At 75.5% G+C, this 20594-nt stretch carries 21 protein-coding genes; 13 read left to right on the top strand and 8 right to left on the bottom strand.

From position 1 onward, the window contains the following. Positions 1-10: 10 nt before the first annotated feature. Positions 11-1537, bottom strand: coding sequence for a DHA2 family efflux MFS transporter permease subunit (locus IU369_RS12815; protein ID WP_217921374.1), 1527 nt, complete (start codon positions 1535-1537; stop codon positions 11-13). Between the two features lie 70 nt (positions 1538-1607). Here IU369_RS12815 and IU369_RS12810 point away from each other — a divergent pair, with 70 nt between their 5' ends. The 6 genes from IU369_RS12810 (at position 1608) to IU369_RS12785 (ending at position 7353) form a co-directional block, all read left to right on the top strand. Continuing rightward, on the top strand, positions 1608-3119 hold the full coding sequence (locus IU369_RS12810; RefSeq protein ID WP_217921373.1) for a glutamate-cysteine ligase family protein: 1512 nt from the start codon (positions 1608-1610) through the stop codon (positions 3117-3119). A 37-nt stretch (positions 3120-3156) separates the two neighbouring features. Continuing rightward, positions 3157-4419, top strand: coding sequence for a PASTA domain-containing protein (locus tag IU369_RS12805; protein ID WP_217921372.1), 1263 nt, complete (start codon positions 3157-3159; stop codon positions 4417-4419). Positions 4420-4473: 54 nt separating this feature from the next. Continuing rightward, a complete protein-coding gene (locus tag IU369_RS12800) occupies positions 4474-5517 on the top strand; it encodes a hypothetical protein (protein ID WP_217921371.1) in 1044 nt (347 codons plus the stop codon). 57 nt (positions 5518-5574) lie between these two features. Continuing rightward, entirely contained in the window at positions 5575-5844 is a 270-nt protein-coding gene (locus tag IU369_RS12795) for a hypothetical protein (RefSeq protein ID WP_217921370.1), read from the top strand. A gap of 85 nt (positions 5845-5929) precedes the next feature. Further along, positions 5930-7045 carry a WD40/YVTN/BNR-like repeat-containing protein gene (locus IU369_RS12790; RefSeq protein WP_343233161.1) on the top strand — a complete coding sequence of 372 codons (1116 nt, stop codon included), beginning with the start codon at positions 5930-5932 and terminating at the stop codon, positions 7043-7045. After that, on the top strand, positions 7042-7353 hold the full coding sequence (locus IU369_RS12785; RefSeq protein ID WP_217921368.1) for a ubiquitin family protein: 312 nt from the start codon (positions 7042-7044) through the stop codon (positions 7351-7353). Before IU369_RS12790 ends, IU369_RS12785 begins: the two co-directional genes overlap by 4 nt. A 27-nt stretch (positions 7354-7380) precedes the next feature. On the opposite strand, the gene IU369_RS12780 is transcribed toward IU369_RS12785, so the two are convergent. Further along, positions 7381-7890: a cupin domain-containing protein gene (locus IU369_RS12780; protein ID WP_217921367.1), complete on the bottom strand. Its 510-nt coding sequence runs from the start codon at positions 7888-7890 to the stop codon at positions 7381-7383. A 141-nt stretch (positions 7891-8031) separates the two neighbouring features. Between IU369_RS12780 and IU369_RS12775 the strand changes: the two genes are divergently transcribed. Next, complete coding sequence (locus IU369_RS12775; RefSeq protein ID WP_217921366.1) at positions 8032-8538, top strand: MarR family winged helix-turn-helix transcriptional regulator; 507 nt, start codon at positions 8032-8034, stop codon at positions 8536-8538. Positions 8539-8552: 14 nt separating this feature from the next. Here the strand turns inward: IU369_RS12775 and IU369_RS12770 are convergent, their stop codons facing one another. From IU369_RS12770 to IU369_RS12760, 3 genes are read right to left on the bottom strand one after another with little or no spacing between them, the layout of a single operon-like run. Next, positions 8553-8843 (bottom strand): hypothetical protein, encoded by a 291-nt coding sequence (locus IU369_RS12770; protein ID WP_217921365.1) that lies wholly within the window; start codon positions 8841-8843, stop codon positions 8553-8555. A 4-nt stretch (positions 8844-8847) separates the two neighbouring features. Further along, positions 8848-9213: an acyl-CoA thioesterase gene (locus IU369_RS12765; RefSeq protein ID WP_217921364.1), complete on the bottom strand. Its 366-nt coding sequence runs from the start codon at positions 9211-9213 to the stop codon at positions 8848-8850. A 53-nt stretch (positions 9214-9266) separates the two neighbouring features. After that, positions 9267-9785 (bottom strand): MarR family winged helix-turn-helix transcriptional regulator, encoded by a 519-nt coding sequence (locus tag IU369_RS12760; RefSeq protein WP_217921363.1) that lies wholly within the window; start codon positions 9783-9785, stop codon positions 9267-9269. 99 nt (positions 9786-9884) lie between these two features. Between IU369_RS12760 and IU369_RS12755 the strand changes: the two genes are divergently transcribed. Genes IU369_RS12755 through IU369_RS12745 form a run of 3 tightly spaced genes read left to right on the top strand, consistent with a single transcriptional unit; the run spans position 9885 to position 12309 of the window. Then, the gene (locus tag IU369_RS12755; protein ID WP_217921362.1) at positions 9885-10844 is read left to right on the top strand and encodes an ATP-binding cassette domain-containing protein; all 960 of its coding nucleotides are present in this window, start codon (positions 9885-9887) and stop codon (positions 10842-10844) included. Further along, positions 10841-11668 carry an ABC transporter permease gene (locus IU369_RS12750; protein WP_217921361.1) on the top strand — a complete coding sequence of 276 codons (828 nt, stop codon included), beginning with the start codon at positions 10841-10843 and terminating at the stop codon, positions 11666-11668. The genes IU369_RS12755 and IU369_RS12750 overlap by 4 nt, the downstream gene beginning before the upstream one ends. Further along, entirely contained in the window at positions 11665-12309 is a 645-nt protein-coding gene (locus IU369_RS12745) for an HAD family hydrolase (protein ID WP_217921360.1), read from the top strand. Before IU369_RS12750 ends, IU369_RS12745 begins: the two co-directional genes overlap by 4 nt. A 3-nt stretch (positions 12310-12312) precedes the next feature. Here IU369_RS12745 and IU369_RS12740 read toward each other — a convergent pair whose 3' ends face one another. Beyond that, positions 12313-14187, bottom strand: a complete 1875-nt coding sequence (locus tag IU369_RS12740; RefSeq protein ID WP_217921359.1) for a Na+/H+ antiporter — start codon at positions 14185-14187, stop codon at positions 12313-12315. 57 nt (positions 14188-14244) lie between these two features. Between IU369_RS12740 and IU369_RS12735 the strand changes: the two genes are divergently transcribed. The 3 genes from IU369_RS12735 to mscL all read left to right on the top strand — a co-directional run bounded on the left by IU369_RS12735 (position 14245) and on the right by mscL (position 17213). After that, positions 14245-15852, top strand: coding sequence for an AMP-binding protein (locus IU369_RS12735; RefSeq protein WP_217921358.1), 1608 nt, complete (start codon positions 14245-14247; stop codon positions 15850-15852). 195 nt (positions 15853-16047) lie between these two features. Beyond that, on the top strand, positions 16048-16632 hold the full coding sequence (locus tag IU369_RS12730; RefSeq protein ID WP_217921357.1) for a hypothetical protein: 585 nt from the start codon (positions 16048-16050) through the stop codon (positions 16630-16632). A gap of 107 nt (positions 16633-16739) precedes the next feature. Then, positions 16740-17213 carry a large conductance mechanosensitive channel protein MscL gene (gene mscL / locus IU369_RS12725; protein ID WP_217921356.1) on the top strand — a complete coding sequence of 158 codons (474 nt, stop codon included), beginning with the start codon at positions 16740-16742 and terminating at the stop codon, positions 17211-17213. A gap of 9 nt (positions 17214-17222) precedes the next feature. On the opposite strand, the gene IU369_RS12720 is transcribed toward mscL, so the two are convergent. Next, positions 17223-18857: a hypothetical protein gene (locus IU369_RS12720; protein ID WP_217921355.1), complete on the bottom strand. Its 1635-nt coding sequence runs from the start codon at positions 18855-18857 to the stop codon at positions 17223-17225. A gap of 71 nt (positions 18858-18928) precedes the next feature. After that, complete coding sequence (locus tag IU369_RS12715) at positions 18929-20575, bottom strand: hypothetical protein (protein WP_217921354.1); 1647 nt, start codon at positions 20573-20575, stop codon at positions 18929-18931. Positions 20576-20594 lie beyond the last annotated feature (19 nt).

The raw sequence follows: 20594 nt of genomic DNA, 5'->3' as shown, positions 1-20594 counted from the left end.
GTCGCCTCGGTCAGGAGGCCGCGGCCGCCGCGGGGTGGTCGGCGGGCATCTCGGGGGGCGGCCCGTTGAGGCAGCAGTGCGGCGGGACGTCCTCGGTCTCCGCCGGCGCGGGCGGGTTGCGCAGGGCGATCAAGGTGAACACGCCGCCCGCGACGCACAGCCCCGCGCAGATAAGGGTGCCGGTGCGGAAGCCCTCGTCGAAGGCCTCGGGGACCAGGTAGTCGTCGCCCGAGATCCCCGCGACGACGGGGATCACGGCGACGGCGAGGAGGCCGGCGACGCGGGCGACGGCGTTGTTGATGGCCGACGCGACCCCGGCGCGGTCGGCGCCCGCGGCGCTCAGCACGGTGACGTTGAGCGGCGCGACGGTGATCGACATGCCGAGCGCGAACACCAGCACCGCCGGCAGGACGTCGGTGACGTACGACGCCCCCTCGCCGATGCGGGTGAACAGGGCCAGCCCACCGCCCGCGACGATCGGGCCGACGCCCATGGGGATGCGCGGGCCGATGCGCTGCGAGAGCCGTCCGGCGCTGGTGGAGAGCAGCAGCATCACGATCGTCATCGGGATCAGCGCGGAGCCCGCCTGGATCGGGCTGTAGCCGGCGACCTGCTGGAGCTGGATCGGCAGAAGGAACAGCGCCGCGCCGAGCGCCCCGTAGACCACGAAGGTCATGATGTTCGCCGTCGAGAACGTCCGGGACCGGAAGATCCCGAGGGGCACCATGGGGTGGCGGCCGCGGGCCTCGACGAGCACGAACGCGGCGAGGCAGGCGACGCCGCCGAGGCCGAGCACCACGACCGCGGGGTCGTCCCAGCCCGCCCCGGGTCCCTCGGTCAGGGCGTAGGTCACCCCCGCCAGGCCCACCGCGGTGAGCACCGCCCCCGTCCAGTCGAGCCGCACCCCCTGCGCCGCGGGGTCGCGCGACTCCGGGATCGCCCGGCTCGCCCAGAGCACGACGACCGCGAGGGGCAGGTTGATGAGGAAGATCAGCCGCCACGACACGGCCTCGACGAGCCAGCCGCCGAGGAACGGGCCGAACGCGGTGGAGACGCCCGCCAGGCCCGACCACGCGCCGATCGCCGCGCCGCGGTCGTCGGGGTGGAACGTCGCCTCGAGCAGGGCGAGGCTGCCGGGTGTCAGCAGCGCGGCGCCGACCCCCTGGATCGCCCGCGCCGCGATCAGGGTCTCGATGGACGGGGCGACCGCGCAGAGCAGCGACGCGACGGCGAACCACGCCACGCCGAACGCGAAGACCCGACGCCGCCCCAGGTGGTCGCCGAGCGACCCGCCGATCAGCAGCAGGCCCGCCAGCGTCAGGGCGTACGCGTTGACCGTCCACTGCAGGCCGGCGAGGTCGGCGCCGAGGTCCTCGCCGATGCTCGGCAGGGCGACGTTGACGACGGTGCCGTCGAGGAACGCCATCCCCGAGCCCAGCACGGTGGCGAGCAGGATGAGCCGTCCGCGGCGCGACGCGAACCGGATCCCCCCCGCCTCGTCCTCCCCGGGTGTCTGGGGTGACGGGGGAGCGGGCATCCCCGGGGTTCTACTCTCCCGGTGAGGGGTGTGCCAGGGGAACCCGCGGACCCGGGGAACGAGAGGGCGGATGGGCGAGGAGATCGCGACCGAGAGCTTCTCGGACGAGGACCACCGGCGGTTCGCCGCCCGGTGCCGCGACGGCGTCCGCGCGCTGGAGCAGGTGGTCGCGCGCCCCGGGTTCGGCGACGGGCCGCCGTCGACGGGGGTCGAGGTGGAGATCGGCCTGGTCGACGCCGACGCCCGTCCCGCGCCGCTCAACCGGGAGGTGCAGGCCGCCGCCGGCGACCCCGACCTCGACGTGGAGCTCGACCGCTTCAACCTCGAGCTGAACACGGCGCCGGTGATGCTGGCGGGGCGGCCGCTGGGGGCGATCCACGACAACCTCGCCGCCGGCCTCGGCCGGGTGGCCGCGGCCGCCGCCGGCGTCGGCGCCCGGCCGATCGCCATCGGGATCCTGCCGACCCTGCGCCGCGACGACCTCGGCGCCCACGCCATGACCGACTCCCCGCGCTTCCGGGCCCTGCAGGCCGGGCTGCGCGGCCTGCGCGGCGGGCCGTTCGAGATCGGCATCGACGGCGACGAGCCCCTGCTGCTCGACTGGGACGACATCACCCTGGAGGGGGCCGCGACCGGCCTGCACGTGCACCTGCGCGTCCCGCCGGGCGCGTTCGCCTCGGTGTTCAACGCCGCGCAGGCGGCGGTCGCCCCCGTCCTGGCGGTGTCGGGGAACTCCCCGATCCTGCTGGAGCACCTGCTGTGGGCCGAGACGCGGATCGCCCTGTTCGGCCAGGCGGTCGACGACCGCGCCCCGATCGGGGCCGCCTGGCTGCCGAGCCGCGCGAGCTTCGGCCACGGGTGGATCGCCTCCCCCGTCGAGCCCTTCGCGGAGAGCGTGGCCCTGCACGTGCCGATCCTCCCCGTCGTGGGTGACGAGGAGGAGCCGCTCGCCGTGGTCGCCACCGGCGGGACCCCCGCCCTGGACGAGCTGCGCCTGCACCACGGGACGGTGTGGCGGTGGAACCGCGCGGTCGTGGACCTGGGCGACGACCCCCACCTGCGGATCGAGATGCGCGCCCTGCCCGCCGGGCCGACGGTCGCCGACATGACCGCGAACGTGGCGTTCCTGCTGGGGCTGACGCTGGCGCTGGCGCCCCAGATGGGGTGGATGTGCCGGTCGCTGCCGTTCGAGTTCGCGCGACGCAACTTCTACACGGCGTCGCGGGCCGGGCTCGACGCGACGCTGCTGTGGCCGTCGCAGGAGGCCCCCAGCCCCCGGCCGTTCCCGGCGGCGGAGCTGGTGCGCCGCCTCCTGCCGGTGGCGCGGGCGGGGCTGACGGGGATGGGCGTCGAGGCCGCCGACGCCGACGGATGGCTGAACGTGATCGCGGAGCGGGTGGAGACGGGCGTGACGGGTGCGGTGTGGCAGCGCCGGGCCCTCGCGGCGGTGGGCGGGGGCACCGACCGGGCGCGGGCCCTCGCCGCCATGACGGAGGCCTATCTGGAGCGCGGAGCGACGGGCGCGCCGGGGCACCGGTGGGACCTGCCCGGCGGCGCCGGACCCGGGACGCGGGGGTCGTGAGCCGCCCGGTCTATGCTCGCCGCGTGGAGCCCGCCCCATGACCCTCGGCCCCGGCGCGGTCGTCGCCGACCGGTACGAGCTGATCCGCATGCTGGGCGGCGGCCTGGCGTCGGGCCGTGTCTACCTGGCGTTCGACCGCCACCTCGACCGGGAGGTCGCCCTGCGGGTGGTGGAGCGCGACCCGCGGGCGGCGGAGGTGCTGCTGGCCGACGGACGGCGGATGTCGGCGGTGCACGCCCACACGCCGGCGGCGGTGGCCGTGCTCGACGCGGGGGAGCTGCCCGGCGGGGGCGCGTACACGGCGGGTGAGCTGATCCCCGGAACGCCCCTCGACGAGCTCGCCCGGCACCGGGCGCCGCTGCCGGTGGCGGAGGCCGTCGGCCTCGGCGTCGCGCTGCTCGACGCGAGCATCGCGGCGCGCCGCAACGCCGGCGACGGCTCCGAGCCCGTCGTGGCGTCGGCGCTCGTCACCGCCGACGGCACGCTGCGCGTCACCCGCCTCGCCGACGGCTCCGGCGCCGGTGCCCCGGGGGCGGATCCGTCCGTCGCCGCGACCGGGGGGTCGCTGCGCGACCTGCTGGCCGGCTCCGAGCCGCCGCCCGCCGTGCGCGCGGCGATCGACGACGCGCTCGCCGGCCGCGTGCGCTCCGCCGAGGAGCTCCGCGGCCGCCTGCTCGCCGCCGTGGGCGAGACGCCCCCGGCGGTCATCCCGCCGCCCCCGCCCCCGGGGCCGCGGTCGTCGCGGTGGCCGTGGGCGCTCGTCGCCCTCCTCGCCCTGCTGCTGGTCGCGGGCGCGGCCCTCCTGCTGCTGCGCGACGACGGCGACGGCGACGGCGCCCCGGCGCGGACGACGGCGGACGTGGTGGTGCCCGCGCTGACGGGGGCCACCCGCGACGACGCCGAGCGCCAGCTGCAGGAGGTGGGCCTGACCGGGCGGTACCTGGAGGCGGAGAGCACGTCGGCCCCCGTCGGCACGGTGGTGTCCCAGGACCCCGCGGCGGGCGTGCGGATCCCCACCGGGTCGATCGTGGCGGTCACGGTCAGCAGCGGTCCCCCGGCGGTCACCACGCCGCCGCCGAGCACCACCGTGACCGTGCCGGACCTGGCGGGCCGGACCGTGGACGATGCCGCCGCCGAGCTCGCGCGCGTCGGCCTGCGGCCCGGCGCGGTGACGCAGGAGGCGCGCTCCGACGTGCCCGCGGGGACGGTCCTCTCCCAGGATCCGGCCGCCGCGACGCAGGTGCCCGCGGGCACCGCGGTGGACGTGGTGATCGCGCTGGCCGTGACGACGACGCCGTGACGGGGCCGGGGCTCCGCTAGCGTGCCCGCGGCATCCCCCGTCACCGAGGCCCGCATGAGACTCCGCCGCGTGATCGTCGCCCTGCCCGTCGTGCTCGCGATGGCCGCCCCGCCGGCGCTGGCCGTCGCCCCGGGCTCCGGGGTGCGGGGGACGCTGACGGCGAGCTGGGACGGCGTCGCCGGGGCGCCGATCACGCAGTGGTCGGGCTCGGCCCGCTTCACGTTCGACCCTTCCGCCGCCGCGCGCCGGGCGACGCTCGCGGCGATCGCGGACCCCGCCCTCGGCGAGCCGACCCGGCGGCCGTTCGCGCCCCAGGTGCAGGCGGCCCGTGCCACGGACCTCGCGTACACCCGGACGGAGACGGTGATCTGCCAGACCACGACGGAGGACGGTGAGCCGTCGGAGTACACGGCCTCCGCGACGAGCTCCGCCGCGGGTGTCGCCGACGGCCGGGTCGCCTTCGAGATCCTCCCGCCCCGCCTCGACCTGATCACGGGCCGGGGCACCGTCGGCCTCGCCCCGTACCTGGCGCCGGATCCGAACGGGTGGTACATCGCCGACCGGTTCGCGCTGCCGGGCCGCCACACCACGTCGGGTGCGTACCCGTGCCCGGGATCCGGCGTCCCCGCGGAGCGACTGGCGCGGATCATCGCCCTGAACGGCCAGGGAGCGGTGCCGCGGCCGATCACCGACTGGTTGACCGAGAACAGCCGGTCGCTGGACTGGCCGGTGCGGCGCACCCGCGCCGGGTGGCGCGTGATGATCTCCCTTGCGGACCGCCCGACGTTCTCCGACAGCCCGTTCGGACCCCAGGACACCCAGCGGATGGACGTCCGGATCGGCTCGGAGCTGTACCTCGCGGGCAGCCTGCCCGCCCTGGACGCCCGGTGCCACGTGCCCGAGGGGCTGATCGCCCGCGCCCGGTCGGCGCGGGCCGCGGTGGCGCTGGCGCGGCGGGCCGGGCTCCGCGCGACCTACGCGGGGGTCAAGCGGTTCGCGACCCTCGACCGCTCGCGGTACGTGGTCACGGGCCGCATCGGCATGGGGTACGGCACCTGCGGACGTGGCACCTACCGGGTGTGGCGGTACACGCCGTAGGGCCCCGCGGGGTGGGGCCGATGCGGCGTTCTGCGCCGAGGGGAGTAGGTTCGGCACATGGACGACTCCGAGATCCGCTCCGTTGTGACGCGCCTGTCGAGGCCACACGCCTCCGGGGGCCAGGTCATCGAACGCGCCGCGATCCTCGCCGCGGGGGGTGACTACCGCGCGATCATGGCCTGGGTGATGGACCACCACGCGATCGCGGAGGAGCAGGTCGCCGCGGCGCCGAAGGGCGGTCTGCACGGCGGCCGGGTCGGCTACTCGACCGTCGCCGAGGCCGGCGAGCCGACGCGGTTCGTGATCCCGGCGGGCGTGCTCCACTAGCCCAGGGTGCGCGCCACCCCCGGGGGTGGCGCGAGCACGTGGGGTGGCGGGAGGATGGGCCGGTCCGCGTACCGGGAGGCCCCGCATGTCGTCGGTGAGAGTGCTCGTCGGGACGCGTAAGGGCGCGTTCATCCTCCGCTCCGACGCCGCCCGGCGCGACTGGACGGTGCAGGGGCCGCTGTTCGGCGGCTGGCAGGTGATGCACGTCCATGGCTCGCCGGCCGACCCCGACCGCCTGTACGCGTCGCAGTGGACGGACTGGCACGGGCAGGTGGTGCAGCGCTCCGACGACGGCGGGGGGTCGTGGGCGCCGGTCGGCAACGACTTCGCCTACACGGGCGGGACGGGCACGCACCGGTGGTACGACGGCACCCCGCACCCGTGGGAGTTCTCGCGCGTCTGGCACCTGGAGCCCTCGCCGGAGGACCCGGACACGGTGTTCGCCGGGGTGGAGGACGCCGGCCTGTTCCGCTCCTCCGACGGCGGCGTGACGTGGCGGGAGTCGCCGGGCCTGCGCGGCCACGTCAGCGCACCCGCCTGGATGCCGGGGGCGGGCGGCCTGTGCCTGCACACGATCCTCATCGACCCGGGGGACACGCGGCGGATGTTCGTCGCGATCTCGGCGGCGGGGGCGTTCCGCACGGAGGACGGCGGCGCGACGTGGACGATCGCGACGGGCGGGCTGCGGTCGGAGTTCCTCCCCGACCCCGGTGCCGCCGCCGGGCACTGCGTGCACAACCTGGCGATGCACCCGTCGCGGCCGGACACGCTGTTCATGCAGAAGCACTGGGACGTGTGCCGCAGCGACGACGCCGGCGACCACTGGACGGAGGTGAGCGGCAACCTGCCGAGCGACTTCGGCTTCCCGATCGCGGTCCACGCCCACGAGCCGGAGACGGTCTACGTGGTGCCGATCACGAGCGACGCGGAGCACTACCCGCCGGACGGCCGCCTGCGCGTCGCCCGCAGCCGCACGGGCGGCGGGGAGTGGGAGCTGCTGACCGAGGGGCTGCCGCAGCGCGACTGCTACGTCAACGTGCTGCGCGACGCGATGGCGGTCGATTCGCTCGACAGCTGCGGCGTCTACGTCGGGACGACCGGCGGGGAGGTCTACGTGTCGCCGGACTCGGGGGACACGTGGGCGCCGATCGTGGAGCACCTGCCGTCGGTGCTGTCGGTCGAGGTGCAGACGCTGGCGTGAGCGCCGTCGCCGTCCGCGTCGCGCTGCCCACCCACCTGCGGACGCTGGCGGGCGTCGGGGCGGAGGTCGTGGTCGCGGTGCCGGGCGACGCCCCGTCGATCACGGACGCCCTCGACGCCCTGGAGGCCGCCCACCCGGCGCTGCGGGGGACGATCCGCGACCGGCGGACCCGGGTCCGCCGGCCGTACATGCGCTACATGGCCTGCGGGCGGGACCTCTCCCACGACGACCCGGCGGGCGCCCTCCCCGGCCCGGTGGTGGCGGGGGAGGAGCCGCTCATCGTGATCGGGGCGATCTCGGGGGGGTGAGGGCGCGCCCCCGGCGGTGCGGTGTCGTCAGGCGGTGGCGGGCGGGAGGTCGAGGAAGAACTCCATCCCGTACCGCGGGGCGGCCTCGGCGTAGCGGGCGCCGACCTCCTCGAGGTTGTCCGGGGGGTCCTGGGTGAGGTCGTACGCGCGCTCCAGGGTCTCCTGGAAGAAGTGCTCGATGCCGGAGGGGGTGAAGGTGAGGATCATCCGCACGGGCTCGTCGCTGAAGTTGCGGAAGCAGTGGAGCATGCCGCGCGGGATGTTCACGAAGTCGCCGGGGCCGGCCTCGACGCGGCGGTCGCCGAGCCGGAAGGTGGGGCGCCCCTCGAGGATGTAGAAGGTCTCGTCCTCGTCGCGGTGGGTGTGCGGCGGGGGGCCACCCTGCGGCGGGACGACGGCGAGCATCGCGAAGTAGGCGCCGCCGGACTCCTCGCCGGTGACGAGGAAGGTGTAGCGGTCGCCGGGCCCCCAGTAGGAGAGGCCGGTGTCGTTCGTGCGGTGGAACATGGCGGTGAGGGTGCTGCTGTCCACGGACATGGCTGCCTTTCCGCGCCGGCCCGCGACCGGCGCACCGGAGGGGGAGGCACCGACCGGGTGGGTCTCGACCACCACCCCGGTCCGTCCGCCGCGCGATGCTACGCTCTGCATCGATTCCCTCCACGACATTTGCGAGAAAGAATGTTGCAAGACGAACAATCTAACGGCGTACCAGTCCTGTCAAGCCCCAGTCCGGAGGAGCTCGCCACGTGGCGTGTCTTCCTGGAGTGCGCCCTCGCGCTCCCGGACGTCCTCGGGGCCGAGATGGAGGCCGCCGGAGGCCTGTCGCTGCGTTGGTACGACGTCCTTGTGCACCTGGAGGAGGCGGGGGAGGGCGTGCCGATGAACGAGATCGCAAGCCGCATCCTCGCGAGCAAGAGCGGCCTGACCCGGGTGATCGACAAGATGGAGAAGGCCGGCTTCGTCCAGCGGGAGCGGCCGGAGGGTGACCGTCGCGTCGTCCTCGTCCACGCGACCCCCGACGGCCTCGCGGCCCTCCACGTCTCCCGGCGGATCCACCGCGACGGGATCCTCCGTCACTTCAGCGAGCACCTCACCGCGAAGGACCACGCCGCCCTGATGAAGGCGCTGGAGAAGGTGAGGACCCACGTGCGTCCGTTGAGGCCGGGGCGGGTGAGCGGGGGGTAGGTCCTCCGCCCCGTTCAGATGGCGTCGTCGGCGGTCCAGTCGCGCAGCGTGGCGAGCGAGCCCTCGGTCATCCCCTTGAATTTGGGCGCTCTGTCGAGCCGGCCGACGAAGAGCGTCGTCGGATCGGTCTCGCGCTTCACATGGTGGTAGAGCCGCGACTGGGTGAGGTCGGTGCGGACGAGGTAGAGGGTCTCGGTGAGGGCGATCGAGTCGAGTCCCGCCATCACGGCGTCGAGGTCGTCGCCCCCGGTCGCCGCGACGACGTAGACGGCGAGGTCGTCCCCGGTGTCCTCGGCCGGAGGCACCTCGTCAGTCCTCGGGGTCGACGGGCGTCGGCTTCCGGTCGGCGTCGATGGCGACCATCGTGAAGTTCCCGGTGGTGCAGAGCTGGCTCGTCCCGGTGAGGGGGTTCTCCTTCGAGACGTCGACCCGCACCTTCAGGCTCGTCCGGCCGACGTGCTCGACGCGGGCGTTCACCTCGACGAGGTCGCCGACGATGATCGGGACCTTGAACTCGATGTCCTCGATCCTCGCGGTCACGACGACCTGGCGGGCGCGGCGCATCGCGGCGATGCCGGCGGCCTTGTCCATCCAGCTCACCAGCGTCCCTCCGAAGAGGTTCCCGCGGGGGTTCGAGTCGGTGGGGAAGACCGACTCCAGCAGGCGCGCTTCCACACCGACCTCCGAGACGATTCCGGGGCCGCTGGATGCGTGGCCCGCTCCGGGGGTCAGCCTACCGGCGCGTCACGGACGGGCATGCCGAGTGACCGGGCGACATCCGGGTCGGCGCGTTCGGCGAGGCGCTCCGCGATGCGCATCAGGGCGAGCTGGTCCTCCTCCGGCAACTCGTCCAGGCCGAGGGGGGGAGTGGTGAACGCCGCCCGGAGGCGCCGCTGGGCGGCGAGGCCCTCGGCCGTGAGGACGAGCTCCCGCACCCGGCGGTCGGTCGCGCTCACACGCCGCTCGACGAAGCCCCGCTCCTCCAGCCGGTCGGCGAGGGCGGTGGCATAGCTCGCGTCGCAGTGCATGTGCTTCGCCAGATCGCCGAGGCTGCGGGGGTCCTCCGGACTGAGGCGCATGAGGGAGATCGCCTGCGGCGGCGTCAACCCCTCCGCCTGGCCCGCCTCCAGCCACACCCGGCGCTGGGCCATCGACACCCCCACCAGGATCGCCCACGCCTCCCGGGCGATCGACCGCCCGCCCTCGTCGTCGCCGTGCCCCGTGCCTGCCTCGAGGTGCGCTCCCATGACCGCCAGCTTAACGCTTTCGCGCCGGTCTTTACCAATGATCAATCATCGACTAGCGTGAACAATTGACAGGTGAGAAGTATTCGGGAGGAGGCCGCCATGGCGGTGACGGACCGTGAGCTGGCGATCGAGGTGCGCGGACTGGTCAAGACGTACGGCGAGGTGCGCGCACTCGACGGCATCGACCTGGAGGTCCCCGCCGGCACCGTGCTCGGGGTGCTCGGCCCGAACGGCGCCGGCAAGACCACCGCCGTGCGAATCCTCGCGACCGTGCTCCGCCCCGACGCGGGGGAGGCGCGCGTGCTCGGCATCGACGTCGCCGCCCACCCCGAGGTCGTCCGCACCCGCATCGGCCTCGCGGGGCAGTTCGCCGCGATCGACGGAAACCTCACCGGCCGCGAGAACCTCATCCTCATCGGCACCCTCACCCACCTGCCGCGCAAGGTCATCGGCCCCCGCGCCGACGAGCTGCTCGAGCGGTTCGGCCTCACCGAGGCCGCCGCCCGGCTGGCGCGCACCTACTCGGGCGGCATGCGGCGCCGGCTCGACCTGGCCGCCGCCCTCGTCCACCGCCCGCCCGTGCTCTACCTCGACGAGCCCACCACCGGCCTCGACCCCGCGTCGCGCAGCGACCTGTGGCGCGTCGTGCGCGAGCTCGTCGCCGACGGCACCACCGTCCTCCTCACCACCCAGTACCTGGAGGAGGCCGACCTCCTCGCCGACCGGATCGTCGTCATCGACCACGGCAAGGTGATCACCGAGGGGACGTCGACGGAGCTGAAGCAGCGCCTCGGCGCCACCGTCGTCGAGGTGACCATGGCCGGCGACACCGACGCCGTCACCGCGGAGGCGGCCCTGCAGCGCCTCGACCTCGGCACCCTCACCCGCGACGGCGCGACCCTGCGCCTCAACGCCCACGACGGCACCCGCGCGCTCATCGACGTGGTGCGGGCCCTCGACGCCGCCGGCGTCGAACCCGCCACCGCCGCCGTGCGCGAACCGTCGCTCGACGACGTCTTCCTGACCCTGACCGGCCGGCCCGCGGAGGTGGCGGCATGACCACGCAGACCATCGACCGCCCGACGCCCATGGAGGCGGTGCACCCCATGTCCGGCCTCGGGTTCGCGGTGCGCGACACCCTCGCCATGACGTGGCGGAACCTCCTCACCATCCGGCGGCTGCCGCAGCTCTTGGTGTTCGCGACCATCCAGCCGCTGCTGTTCGTGCTGATGTTCCGGTACGTGTTCGGCGGATCCATCGAGGTCCCCGGCGTCGAATACGTCAACTACCTCATGCCCGGGATCTTCGCCCAGGTCATCGCGTTCGGCGCGATCAACACCGCCGTCGGCCTCGCGGAGGACCGCAACCGCGGCCTCATCGAGCGCCTGCGCTCCCTGCCGATGGCGCGCTCCGCCGTCCTCGCGGGCCGCACCCTCGCCGACCTCGCCCGCAACGTCCTCGTCGTGGCCCTGATGCTCGGCGTCGGGTTCCTCGTCGGGTTCCGCGTCCAGACGAACGGGTTCAAGCTCCTGCTCGGGCTCGCGGTGCTGCTGTTCTTCGGCTACTCGCTCTCGTGGATCTTCGCGTTCGTCGGGCTGTCGGTGCCGAACGCCGAGACCGCGCAGGCGGCCGCGTTCCCGATCATGCTGCCCCTCGTGTTCGCCTCCAGCGCCTTCGTCTCGACCGAGAACATGCCCGACTGGCTGCGGGTGTTCGCCGAGCACCAGCCCGTCACCGCCGCCGTCGACGCGGTGCGGGCGCTGGTGCTGGGCGGGGAGTGGGCGGGCGACGTCCTGGCGAGCCTCGCCTGGACCGCCGGGATCCTGCTGGTGTTCGTGCCGCTGTCCGTCAGCCGCTACCGCCGTGGGGCGGCCGCCGGGTGACCCGGGCCGTCGTCTTCGACATGGACGGCGTGCTGATCTCCTCCGAGGAGATCTGGGACGACGTGCGGGAGGGCCTCACCGCCGAGCTCGGCGGCACGTGGAGGCCCTCCGCGCACCGCGACATGATGGGCCTCAGCACCCCCGAGTGGACCGGCTACATGCACACCGAGCTCGGGGTCCCGCGCACCCCGGAGCAGATCGCGGCGATGGTGGTGGAGCGGCTCATCGCCCGCTACCGCGCCGACCCGCCCGTCATCGACGGCGTCGTCGAGGCCGTCCGCGCCCTCGCCGCCCGGTACCCGCTCGGCGTCGCCAGCTCCTCCACCCGCACCCTCATCGACGCGGTGCTCGACCAGACCGGCCTCACGGAGTGCTTCACGGCGACGGTGTCGAGCGAGGAGGTCGCCCGCGGCAAGCCCTCACCGGACGTCTACCTCCGCGCCCTCGAGCTGCTCGGTGTCGCACCGGCCGACGCGGTGGCGGTGGAGGACACCGGCGGCGGCATCCGCGCGGCGGCGGCGGCGGGGATGCACGTCATCGCGATCCCCAACCCCCACTACCCGCCGGCGTCCGAGGCCCTCGCCCTCGCCGACCGGGTCCTCGACTCCATCCACGACCTGCCCGGGGCGATCCCCGACTGAGCGTCACCCGAGGTGCTCGTCGATGTAGCACCACCGCCACGCCTCGCCCGGCTCGATGGAGCGCATCACGGGGTGGCCGACGTCGTGGAAGTGGCGTTCGGCGTGGCGGCCGACGGAGCTGTCGCAGCAGCCGACGTGCCCGCAGGCGAGGCACATCCGCAGGTGGACCCAGCGGGTGCCCTCGCGCAGGCAGTCCTCGCACGCGCCGGGGGTGGCGGCGCGGGCGGTGCGGGGTGCGGCGCGCAGGTGCTCGCAGTCGCCGGATGTGCGCTCGGGGGCGACGAGCTCCGCCTCGCCGATGCGCCGCTCCGCCGACTCGAGCCGGTCGAGCAGCGACTCCTCCCGGTCGACCATCGCCAGCGCCTCGCGCAGCACCTCGTCGTCGATGGTGCCGCTGTCGCGGCGGGCGATGATCGCCTCGCGCTCCGCGGCGAGCATCTCCAGCCGCAGCCGCACGTAGGCGGCGGACGGGGGCTCCAGCACGTCGTTCGAGCGGCCGAGGCGCTCCCAGATCATGTTCGGCCGCCGCCGGGCCCGCTCGCGCAGCTCGTCGACGACCTCCTGCGGATCCGTCGCCTTCAGCACCCGGTCGAGGCGCGCCAGCCCCGCCCGTGACGCCTCGTCGGCGAGGGCCGCGGCCTGCAGGGCGTCCTCCGCCGCGTCCGGGCCCGAGAGGCCGAGGCGGCGCACCAGCCACGGCAACGTCGGGCTCAGCACCAGCAACGTCCCCGCCACCACCGTGAACGCCGCGAGCAGCAGCACGTCGCGCTGGGGCGTCTCCGGCGGCAGCAGGAACGCCGCCGCCAGCGTCACCACGCCCCGCATCCCCGCCCACGACACCACCGTCGACGAGCTCGTCGGCCACGACCGGCGGCGCATCCGGGGCCCGCCGAAGCGGTGGACCGCCTGCGAGCCGAAGACGTAGGCGAACCGCACCGCCACCACCGCCGCCAGCACCGTGAGGCAGATCGCGGCGAGGCGGCCCGGGCCGAGGTCGGAGTCGGCGACGTCCTGCAGGATCGTCCGCAGCTGCAGCCCGATCAGCAGGAACACGACGTTCTCGAGCATGAACTGGACCGTGCGCCAGTTGACGCTCTCGCTCACCCGCGACGCCGCCGACTGCAGCACCGGGGCCCGGTGGCCGAGCAGGAGGCCCGTGATCACCACGGCGAGCACCCCCGACGAGTGGATCGCCTCCGCCGGCAGGAACGCCACGAACGGGGCGGTGAACGACAGCAGGGTGTCGAGCACCGGGTCGTCGATGCGGGCCCGCACGAACGACAGCAGCTGCGCCACGACCACGCCGATCACGATCCCGCCGCCCACGGCGCGCACGAACTCCCACCCGATCTCGCCGACGCCCACGCTGCCGGTGATCGCCGTGATCGTGACGCTCAGCAGCACCAGCGCCGTCGCGTCGTTCACGAGGCTCTCGCCCTCCAGGATCGTCACGATCCGGCGGGGCATCCCCACCTTGCGGGCGATCGCCGTCGCCGCGACCGCGTCGGGCGGGGCGACCACCGCGCCGAGCGCGAGGGCGGCGGCCAGGGAGACGCCCGGGACGATCCACCACGCCACCAGGCCGACGGCGAACGTGCTGACGATCACGGCGCCGACGGACAGCAGCAGGATCGCGTACGTGTTCGCCCGGAAGTCGACGAACGACGTCCGGATGGCCGCCGCGTAGAGCAGGGGCGGCAGGAACCCGATCAGCACCAGCTCCGGGTCGAGCTCGAACTCCGGCACCGCCGGCAGGAACGACGCGAGGATGCCGACCAGCACCAGCACCGGCGGCGGCGACCACCCGAAGCGGCGGCACAGGCCGGCGACGGCGCCGACGGTCACCACCAGCGCGAGGACGAGGAGGGCGGGTTCCACGGGTGGGGCATCATGACCGGGCTTGACCGGCGGCGCCCGGGGCCGTAGGAACCCCCGATGAGCGCCCACCCGGTCCACATCACTCCGCTGACGCCGCTCCTGCTGCTGGAGCGCTCCGCCGACGTCTTCGCCGACGCCACCGCCGTGGTGCACGGCGACGTCCGCATGACCTACCGCGACCTCGCCGCGGAGGTGCAGCGGGTCGCCGCGGGGCTGCGGGCCTCCGGCATCGGGCCCGGCGACCGGGTCGCCTACCTGTGCCCCAACACCCCCACGCTGCTCGTCGCGCACTTCGCCGTGCCGCTCGCCGGCGCGGTGCTCGTCGCCGTCAACACCCGGTTGCACGCCGAGGAGGTCCGCTCCATCTGCCTCCACTCGGGCGCGCGGATGATCGTGGCCGACACCGCTCTCGCGGGCTCCGTCGTCCCGGTCATCGACCGCATGGGGGTGGGGGAGGTCGTCTGGGACGACGACGGCACCGGCGCCGACCCCGGCGCGCCCGGCACCCCCTACGCGACGCTCCGCGAGCGCGGGGAGGGCGCGGCGTCGCTGCCGTGGCGGGTCGACGACGAGGACGCCACCATCGCCATCAACTACACGTCCGGCACGACGGGCGCGCCGAAGGGCGTGATGTACACCCACCGTGGCGCGTACCTCAACGCCCTCGGCGAGAACATCACCGCCGCCCACGGCCCCGACACCGTCTACCTGTGGACCCTCCCGATGTTCCACTGCAACGGCTGGTGCCACCCGTGGGCGATCGTCGCCGCCGGCGGGGTGCAGGTGTGCCTGCGCGCCGTGCGCGGCGACGCGATCTGGCGCCTCATCGACGAGGAGGGGATCACCCACCTCAACGGCGCCCCCGCCGTGCTCTCCATGCTGGTCAACGACCCCGGCGCCCACCCCCTCGACCACCCGCTGTGCGTCATGACGGCGGCGGCCCCGCCCAACCCGACGGTGCTCGCCCAGACGGAGGCCCTCGGCGCACGGGTCGTCCACGTCTACGGGCTCACCGAGACGTACGGGCCGCACACCGTCTGCCAGTGGCAGCTCGGCTGGGCCGGCGAGGAGCCCGTCGAACGCGCCCGGCTGCTGTCGCGCCAGGGCGTCGCGATGGTGATGGCCGACCCCATCCGCGTCGTCGGGCCCGACGGCGCCGACGTCCCCCGCGACGGCGTCACCGTCGGCGAGGTCGTCATGACCGGCAACAACGTCATGAAGGGGTACTTCGCCGACCCCGAGGGCACCGCGGCGGCGTTCCGCGGCGGCGTGTTCCACTCGGGCGACCTCGGCGTGCACCACCCCGACGGCTACATCGAGCTGCGCGACCGGGCGAAGGACGTCGTCATCTCCGGCGGGGAGAACATCTCGACGATCGAGGTGGAGCAGGCCGTGACGAGCCACCCCGCCGTGCTCGAGGCCGCCGTCATCGGCATCCCCGACGACCGCTGGGGCGAACGCCCGAAGGCGTTCGTGGTGCTCCGCGCCGGGGCGTCCGCCGGCGCCGACGAGCTCACCGCACACGTCCGGGGACGCCTCGCCGCCTACAAGTGCCCCGACGCCTTCGAGGTCGTCGACGAGCTGCCCCGCACCTCCACCGGCAAGGTCCGCAAGTTCGAGCTGCGCGAACGGGAGTGGACCGGGCACCAACGCCGGATCAACTGATCCGCGAGATCGTTCCGACCTTCCGCGGGCGGTGAGGTCGTAGGGGAGGGTCCGCTCACGCGGACCCACGGCGGAGGTCCGGCCGCCGGTCGGACGGGATCGCCACCGCAGGGCACCTGTGGCGATCCCGTCCGCGACCTCCGGCACCCCCCCGCGGCCGGTCGGCGCGGGCCCGCCGCGGAGTAGCCTGGCGGCGTGAGCGACGAGCAGTGGCGGCGCATCGCCGACCGCATCGAATCGACCTGGCCGGGCGAGCCCGGAGCGGGTGACCGCTACCGCGAGGAGCTCGGCGACCTCGACCCCGAGGCCGTCGACGCGGCCCTCGACGGCCTGCTGATCGACCACCGCAACGCCGCGCCCCCGCCGGGGGTGGTGCGCGACGCCGTGGAGGCGCTGCCCGCCGGGGAGACGGACGACGGCGGGTCCGGCGCCGGGGCCGCGGCCGACCCCGGCGGCGGGTGGGACACCGCCGAGGCCCCCGCCGAGCGCGCCGGGTCCGGCGCGCCACCGCCGGCGTCCCGTCCGGTCGCCGGGCCGCGGCCCGAGTCGCGCCGGGCGACGGTCGCCCTGATCCTCGGCGCCGCCGGCTTCGTGACGATCCCCGTCGTCGTGTCCGTCATCGCCATCGTCGTCGCCAACCAGGCCCTGCGGGAGATCGCCGCCGACCCCGAGCTCGCCGGCGAGCAGCGCGCACGGGTCGGGCGCGCGCTCGGGTTCATCGAGCTGGGGGTCGTCGCCCTCACCATCCTGATCGGCGTGCTGGTGGCCGTCTCCGACTGAGCCGGATGTGGCCCGGCGGCCGGGACGCCGGCCCCCGCCGGGACTAGGGTTGCGGAGACCGGACCGTCCGTGTCGCCCATCGCCCGCCGCCGCAGAGGAGGAAGCCAATGAAGAACGCCGTGAAGGACTTCAAGGAGTTCGTGCTCAAGGGGGACGTCGTCGCCCTCGCCGTCGCGGTCGTCATCGCCACCGCGTTCGGTGCCGTGATCGCCGCCTTCGTCGCCAACGTCGTCACCCCGCTGATCGCGGCCATCGGTGGTCAGCCCGACTTCTCCGAGCTCGACTTCACCATCAACGGCAGCCGGTTCCAGTACGGCCTCTTCATCAACGCCGTGCTGACGTTCCTCATCATCGCCGCCGTCGTCTTCTTCCTGGTCGTGCGGCCCTACAACCACTTCAAGAACCGCTTCGCGAAGGAGGGCGACCCCGAGATCCCCTCCCCCGAGTACGCGGTCGAGACCGGATCGGCGGACGCGCTGGCGGCGCAGCTCACGGCGCGTGCCGACGACGGCTGGAAGGTCGTGAGCGTCAGCGACGGCGGGCAGGGAATCCTGTCCGCGGTCCTCGTCAAGGGCGACTAGCGCGCCGGGTCAGCCGCGCACGGTCGCCGTCACGGCGACCGGCGCGGCGGCCACCGCCCGCGTGAACCCCGACAGCCGCGTGTCCGGGCGGGTGACGAGGCGCACCACCGACGTCCCGCCCGGCGGGATGCGCGGCACCGTCCACGCGACGGAGGTCCCGGACCGGGTGCCCGCCGGCGACGCCGACACCAGCCGCACGCCGCAGCAGATCGTGAGGGTGAGGCGTGCGTCCACCGCCGGCGCCCGGCCCGTGTTGCGCAGCACGGCCGTCCAGCCGGTGGTGTCGTCGGCCCGCCGGACCCCCCCGAGCCGGGCCGACACCCGGGGCCGCGCGAAACCGTCGTAGTCGTACGCGTCGAGCCGGTACCCCTCCGTCGTCTCGACGGGCGACACCGCCAGGGCGTTGGAGAAGGACGCCGACAGCGCGAACCCGGTCTCGTCGCTGCGCACCTGCCGCGCCGACCGCTCCCACGGCTCACCGGCCTTCGCCGCCGCCAGGTTCACCTCCGCCGACCCCGGTCCCTGGGGGTCGAGCCACGCCACGAACGCCCGCGCCCCGCCGCCGATCGCGAGGCGCGCCAGCGAGGCCTCCACCCACGTCTGGTCGCGGCCGGGGGTGAGCACCGTCGGCGCGGGCCACGGGGCGCCGGCGGGCCGCACCACCGCGAGGATGGGCGTGGCGTCGGGTGTCCCCGGCCCCGCCCACGTCAGCACGAGGTCGCCCGCGACGTTCGCCGCGACGCGGGGGACCTCCCCGGCGGCCACGTCGACCGCCGCCCCCCAGGGTTGCCCGAACGGCTTCTCGGCGACGAGGACCTGCGACGTCCCGCCGGTCCGGTCCTCCCAGGCGACGACGGCGCGGCCGGCGTCGCCGGCGCCCGCCGAGGCCGCGAGCGCGCCGCCCGGCGCGAGCGTCACCGGCGCCGACCACGTGCCGTCGGCGGCGCGCACCGCGGCGCGCAGCGGGCCGGTGGCGAAGAACCCCGCGCCCTGCGGGACGGTCCACGCCGCGACGGCGGTGCCGTCGGTCGACAGGGCGATCGAGGGACGCGACGCCCCCGGGTCGAGGGGGAGGGTGGGCGTCTCGGTCCACGCGGCGCGGAGCCCCGGACGGCTCGCGGCGCGCACCGCGGTCGTCCCCTCCGCCCAGATCACGGCGCCGCGGCCGTCGCCGTTGCGGATCCGCGCGACGGCGTCCCCGAACCCCGTGCCCGCCGTCCCTCCCGGCGCGACGGGCACCACCCGCCACGGGCCGCCGGGCACGTCACGGACGGCGGCCCGCACCGGGCCGCCGGGCACCCGCCACGCCACGAACCCCCGGCCGGTGCCGTCGAGCGCGGCGGCGGGCGTCCCGACGACCGACGGGTAGGTGCCCGACAGGACGACCCGCGTCCACCGGGCGACCGGCCCGTCGCGCAGCCGCGCCTCGACCTGCGACCGGCGGCCCGCCCGGGTGGGGTAGGCCACGAGCGACCGCCCCCCGCCGCCGTCGGCCGCCGACGGGTCGCCCGGCTCGGGGCCGGGCGGCACGATCGTCAGGGTCGGGTGCCACACGCGGGCGGCGGACGCCACGGGGACGACCGCGGCGACGGCGGCGAGCATCCCGGCCGTCATCAGGGCGAGGACTGCGCGGCGGCGGGCCATGGCCCACTCTCCCACCACCGGAGGACGCGGGGCACCCCCCACGGGTGCCCCGGGGCCGGGGCGCCGGGACCTCAGCCCCGTGCGGTCGCCGTCACGAACGTCGGCGGCCGTGCGACGGCGTCCACCGTGCCGCTGAGGCGGGGAACCGGGCCGGGATGGGGGTGCCGCAGCGTGAGGCGGATCGTGAGGGAGCGACCCGGCGCGAGGTGCGGGAACGTCCAGGTGACCTGCGGTCCCGATCGGACGCCGGCGGGGTGGGCCGACAGCAGGCGCGTGCCGCAGCAGACGCCGAGGCGCAGGGTCACCGACCGCGCGGTGAAGCGCCCGCGGTTGCGGACGACGGCGGTCCACGCCACCGTGCCGCCGCCGCGTCGTGCGCCCGCGAGGCCCGCCGTGATCACCGGCCGCCCGTAGCCGTCGAAGTCCCTCGCGAGGAGCGGGTCGTACGTGGGGAGCACGGCCAGCCCGTTGCCGCCCGCCGATGCCGAGATCGCGACGCCGAACTCGTCGCCGCCGACCGGCTGCCCGACGATCGACCACCGCTCGCCGGCCCGTGCGGCCCCGAGGACGACCGTCGCCGAGCCGGGTCCCTCCTGGTCGAGCACGCCCACGAACGCCCGGCCGGTGCCGCCGATGGCGACCCGCGCGAGCGACGCCTCGATGCGGGTGAGCCCGACGCCGGCCGTCAGTGTCGCCGGCGCCGGCCACGCGCCGAGCGCCGGGCGGACCGCGGCGAGGATCGGCGTGGCGTCGGCGGTGCCCGGTCCCGCCCACGTCATCGCGAGGTCCCCCGAGGGGTTGCCCGCGATGCGCGGCGCCTGGCCGGGGGCCACCGGCCGGGGCGCCCCCCACGTCGTCCCGGCGCCGGCCTCGGCGACCGTCACGGTCGGCACCGGCCCGCCGTGGTCCTCCCACGCGACGGCCGCGCGCCCACCGGAGGTGGCCGCCGCCGAGGGGAGCAGGCCGTCGGCGGAGAGCGTGACCGTGGGTGTCCAGCCGCCGTCCGGCGTCGCGACGGCCGCCTGGATGCCGCCGCCCTCGAACGGCGCGGGGGTCGCCGGGATCGACCAGGCGGCGGTGACGGTGCCGTCGGCGGCGACGGCCACCGACGGCCCGTCGGCGCCCGCGGGCAGCGGGAGCCGCGGCGACTCGCCCCACACCGCGCCGGTCCCCGCCCGCCGGGCGACCCGCACCGTCCACGCTCCGCCTGTCCGCTCCGCCCACGCCAGCGTCGACAGGACGGTCCCGCCCTGCATCGCCGCCGCGGCGCCGGTGAACGAGCGGAACTCGTCGTCGGTCGCGCCGCCGGCCGCGACGGGCACCACCCGCCACGCGCCACGCGGCCGGTCCCGCACGGCTGCGCGCACACCGCCCCCGGGGACCCTCCACGCGACGAACGCCCTCCCGCCCGGTTCGATCGCGGCCACGGGCGGCGGGGGCCGCACGGGGAAGGTCCCGGACAGCACCAGCCGCGCCCAGGGCGCGCGGACGTCCGGCACACGCACCCGCGCCTCCACCTGCGCGCGGCCGGCGTGGTCCACGGTGAACGCGGCGAGCCCCTCGCCCCCCGTCCCCGCGGCCGCCGCGGGGTCGCCGGGCTGCGCCCCGCGCGGCGTGATCGTGAGCGCGGGCTGCCACACCCTCGCCGCACCGGCGACCGCCGGCGTGGCGAGGCAGGACGCCACCGTCACGATCGCGATCATCCGCCGGGCCCGCATGAGGCCACGATCACACGGC

Source organism: Miltoncostaea oceani, assembly GCF_018141545.1.
Lineage (GTDB): Bacteria > Actinomycetota > Thermoleophilia > Miltoncostaeales > Miltoncostaeaceae > Miltoncostaea > Miltoncostaea oceani.
The sequence above is the reverse complement of the archived record's forward strand: the minus strand, read 5'-3'. Positions and strand labels throughout refer to the sequence as shown.

What these genes read in the sequence shown, in the direction of transcription:
- IU369_RS12755 (WP_217921362.1), top strand. Translation starts at nt 9,885, where the DNA reads ATGGCGGTGACGGACCGTGAGCTGGCGATCGAGGTGCGCGGACTGGTC.
- IU369_RS12775 (WP_217921366.1), top strand. Translation starts at nt 8,032, where the DNA reads ATGTTGCAAGACGAACAATCTAACGGCGTACCAGTCCTGTCAAGCCCC.
- IU369_RS12735 (WP_217921358.1), top strand. Translation starts at nt 14,245, where the DNA reads ATGAGCGCCCACCCGGTCCACATCACTCCGCTGACGCCGCTCCTGCTG.
- IU369_RS12750 (WP_217921361.1), top strand. Translation starts at nt 10,841, where the DNA reads ATGACCACGCAGACCATCGACCGCCCGACGCCCATGGAGGCGGTGCAC.
- IU369_RS12780 (WP_217921367.1), bottom strand. Translation starts at nt 7,890, where the DNA reads ATGTCCGTGGACAGCAGCACCCTCACCGCCATGTTCCACCGCACGAAC.
- IU369_RS12715 (WP_217921354.1), bottom strand. Translation starts at nt 20,575, where the DNA reads ATGCGGGCCCGGCGGATGATCGCGATCGTGACGGTGGCGTCCTGCCTC.
- IU369_RS12795 (WP_217921370.1), top strand. Translation starts at nt 5,575, where the DNA reads ATGGACGACTCCGAGATCCGCTCCGTTGTGACGCGCCTGTCGAGGCCA.
- IU369_RS12790 (WP_343233161.1), top strand. Translation starts at nt 5,930, where the DNA reads ATGTCGTCGGTGAGAGTGCTCGTCGGGACGCGTAAGGGCGCGTTCATC.
- IU369_RS12800 (WP_217921371.1), top strand. Translation starts at nt 4,474, where the DNA reads ATGAGACTCCGCCGCGTGATCGTCGCCCTGCCCGTCGTGCTCGCGATG.
- IU369_RS12815 (WP_217921374.1), bottom strand. Translation starts at nt 1,537, where the DNA reads ATGCCCGCTCCCCCGTCACCCCAGACACCCGGGGAGGACGAGGCGGGG.
- IU369_RS12810 (WP_217921373.1), top strand. Translation starts at nt 1,608, where the DNA reads ATGGGCGAGGAGATCGCGACCGAGAGCTTCTCGGACGAGGACCACCGG.
- IU369_RS12805 (WP_217921372.1), top strand. Translation starts at nt 3,157, where the DNA reads ATGACCCTCGGCCCCGGCGCGGTCGTCGCCGACCGGTACGAGCTGATC.
- IU369_RS12760 (WP_217921363.1), bottom strand. Translation starts at nt 9,785, where the DNA reads ATGGGAGCGCACCTCGAGGCAGGCACGGGGCACGGCGACGACGAGGGC.
- IU369_RS12720 (WP_217921355.1), bottom strand. Translation starts at nt 18,857, where the DNA reads ATGGCCCGCCGCCGCGCAGTCCTCGCCCTGATGACGGCCGGGATGCTC.
- mscL (WP_217921356.1), top strand. Translation starts at nt 16,740, where the DNA reads ATGAAGAACGCCGTGAAGGACTTCAAGGAGTTCGTGCTCAAGGGGGAC.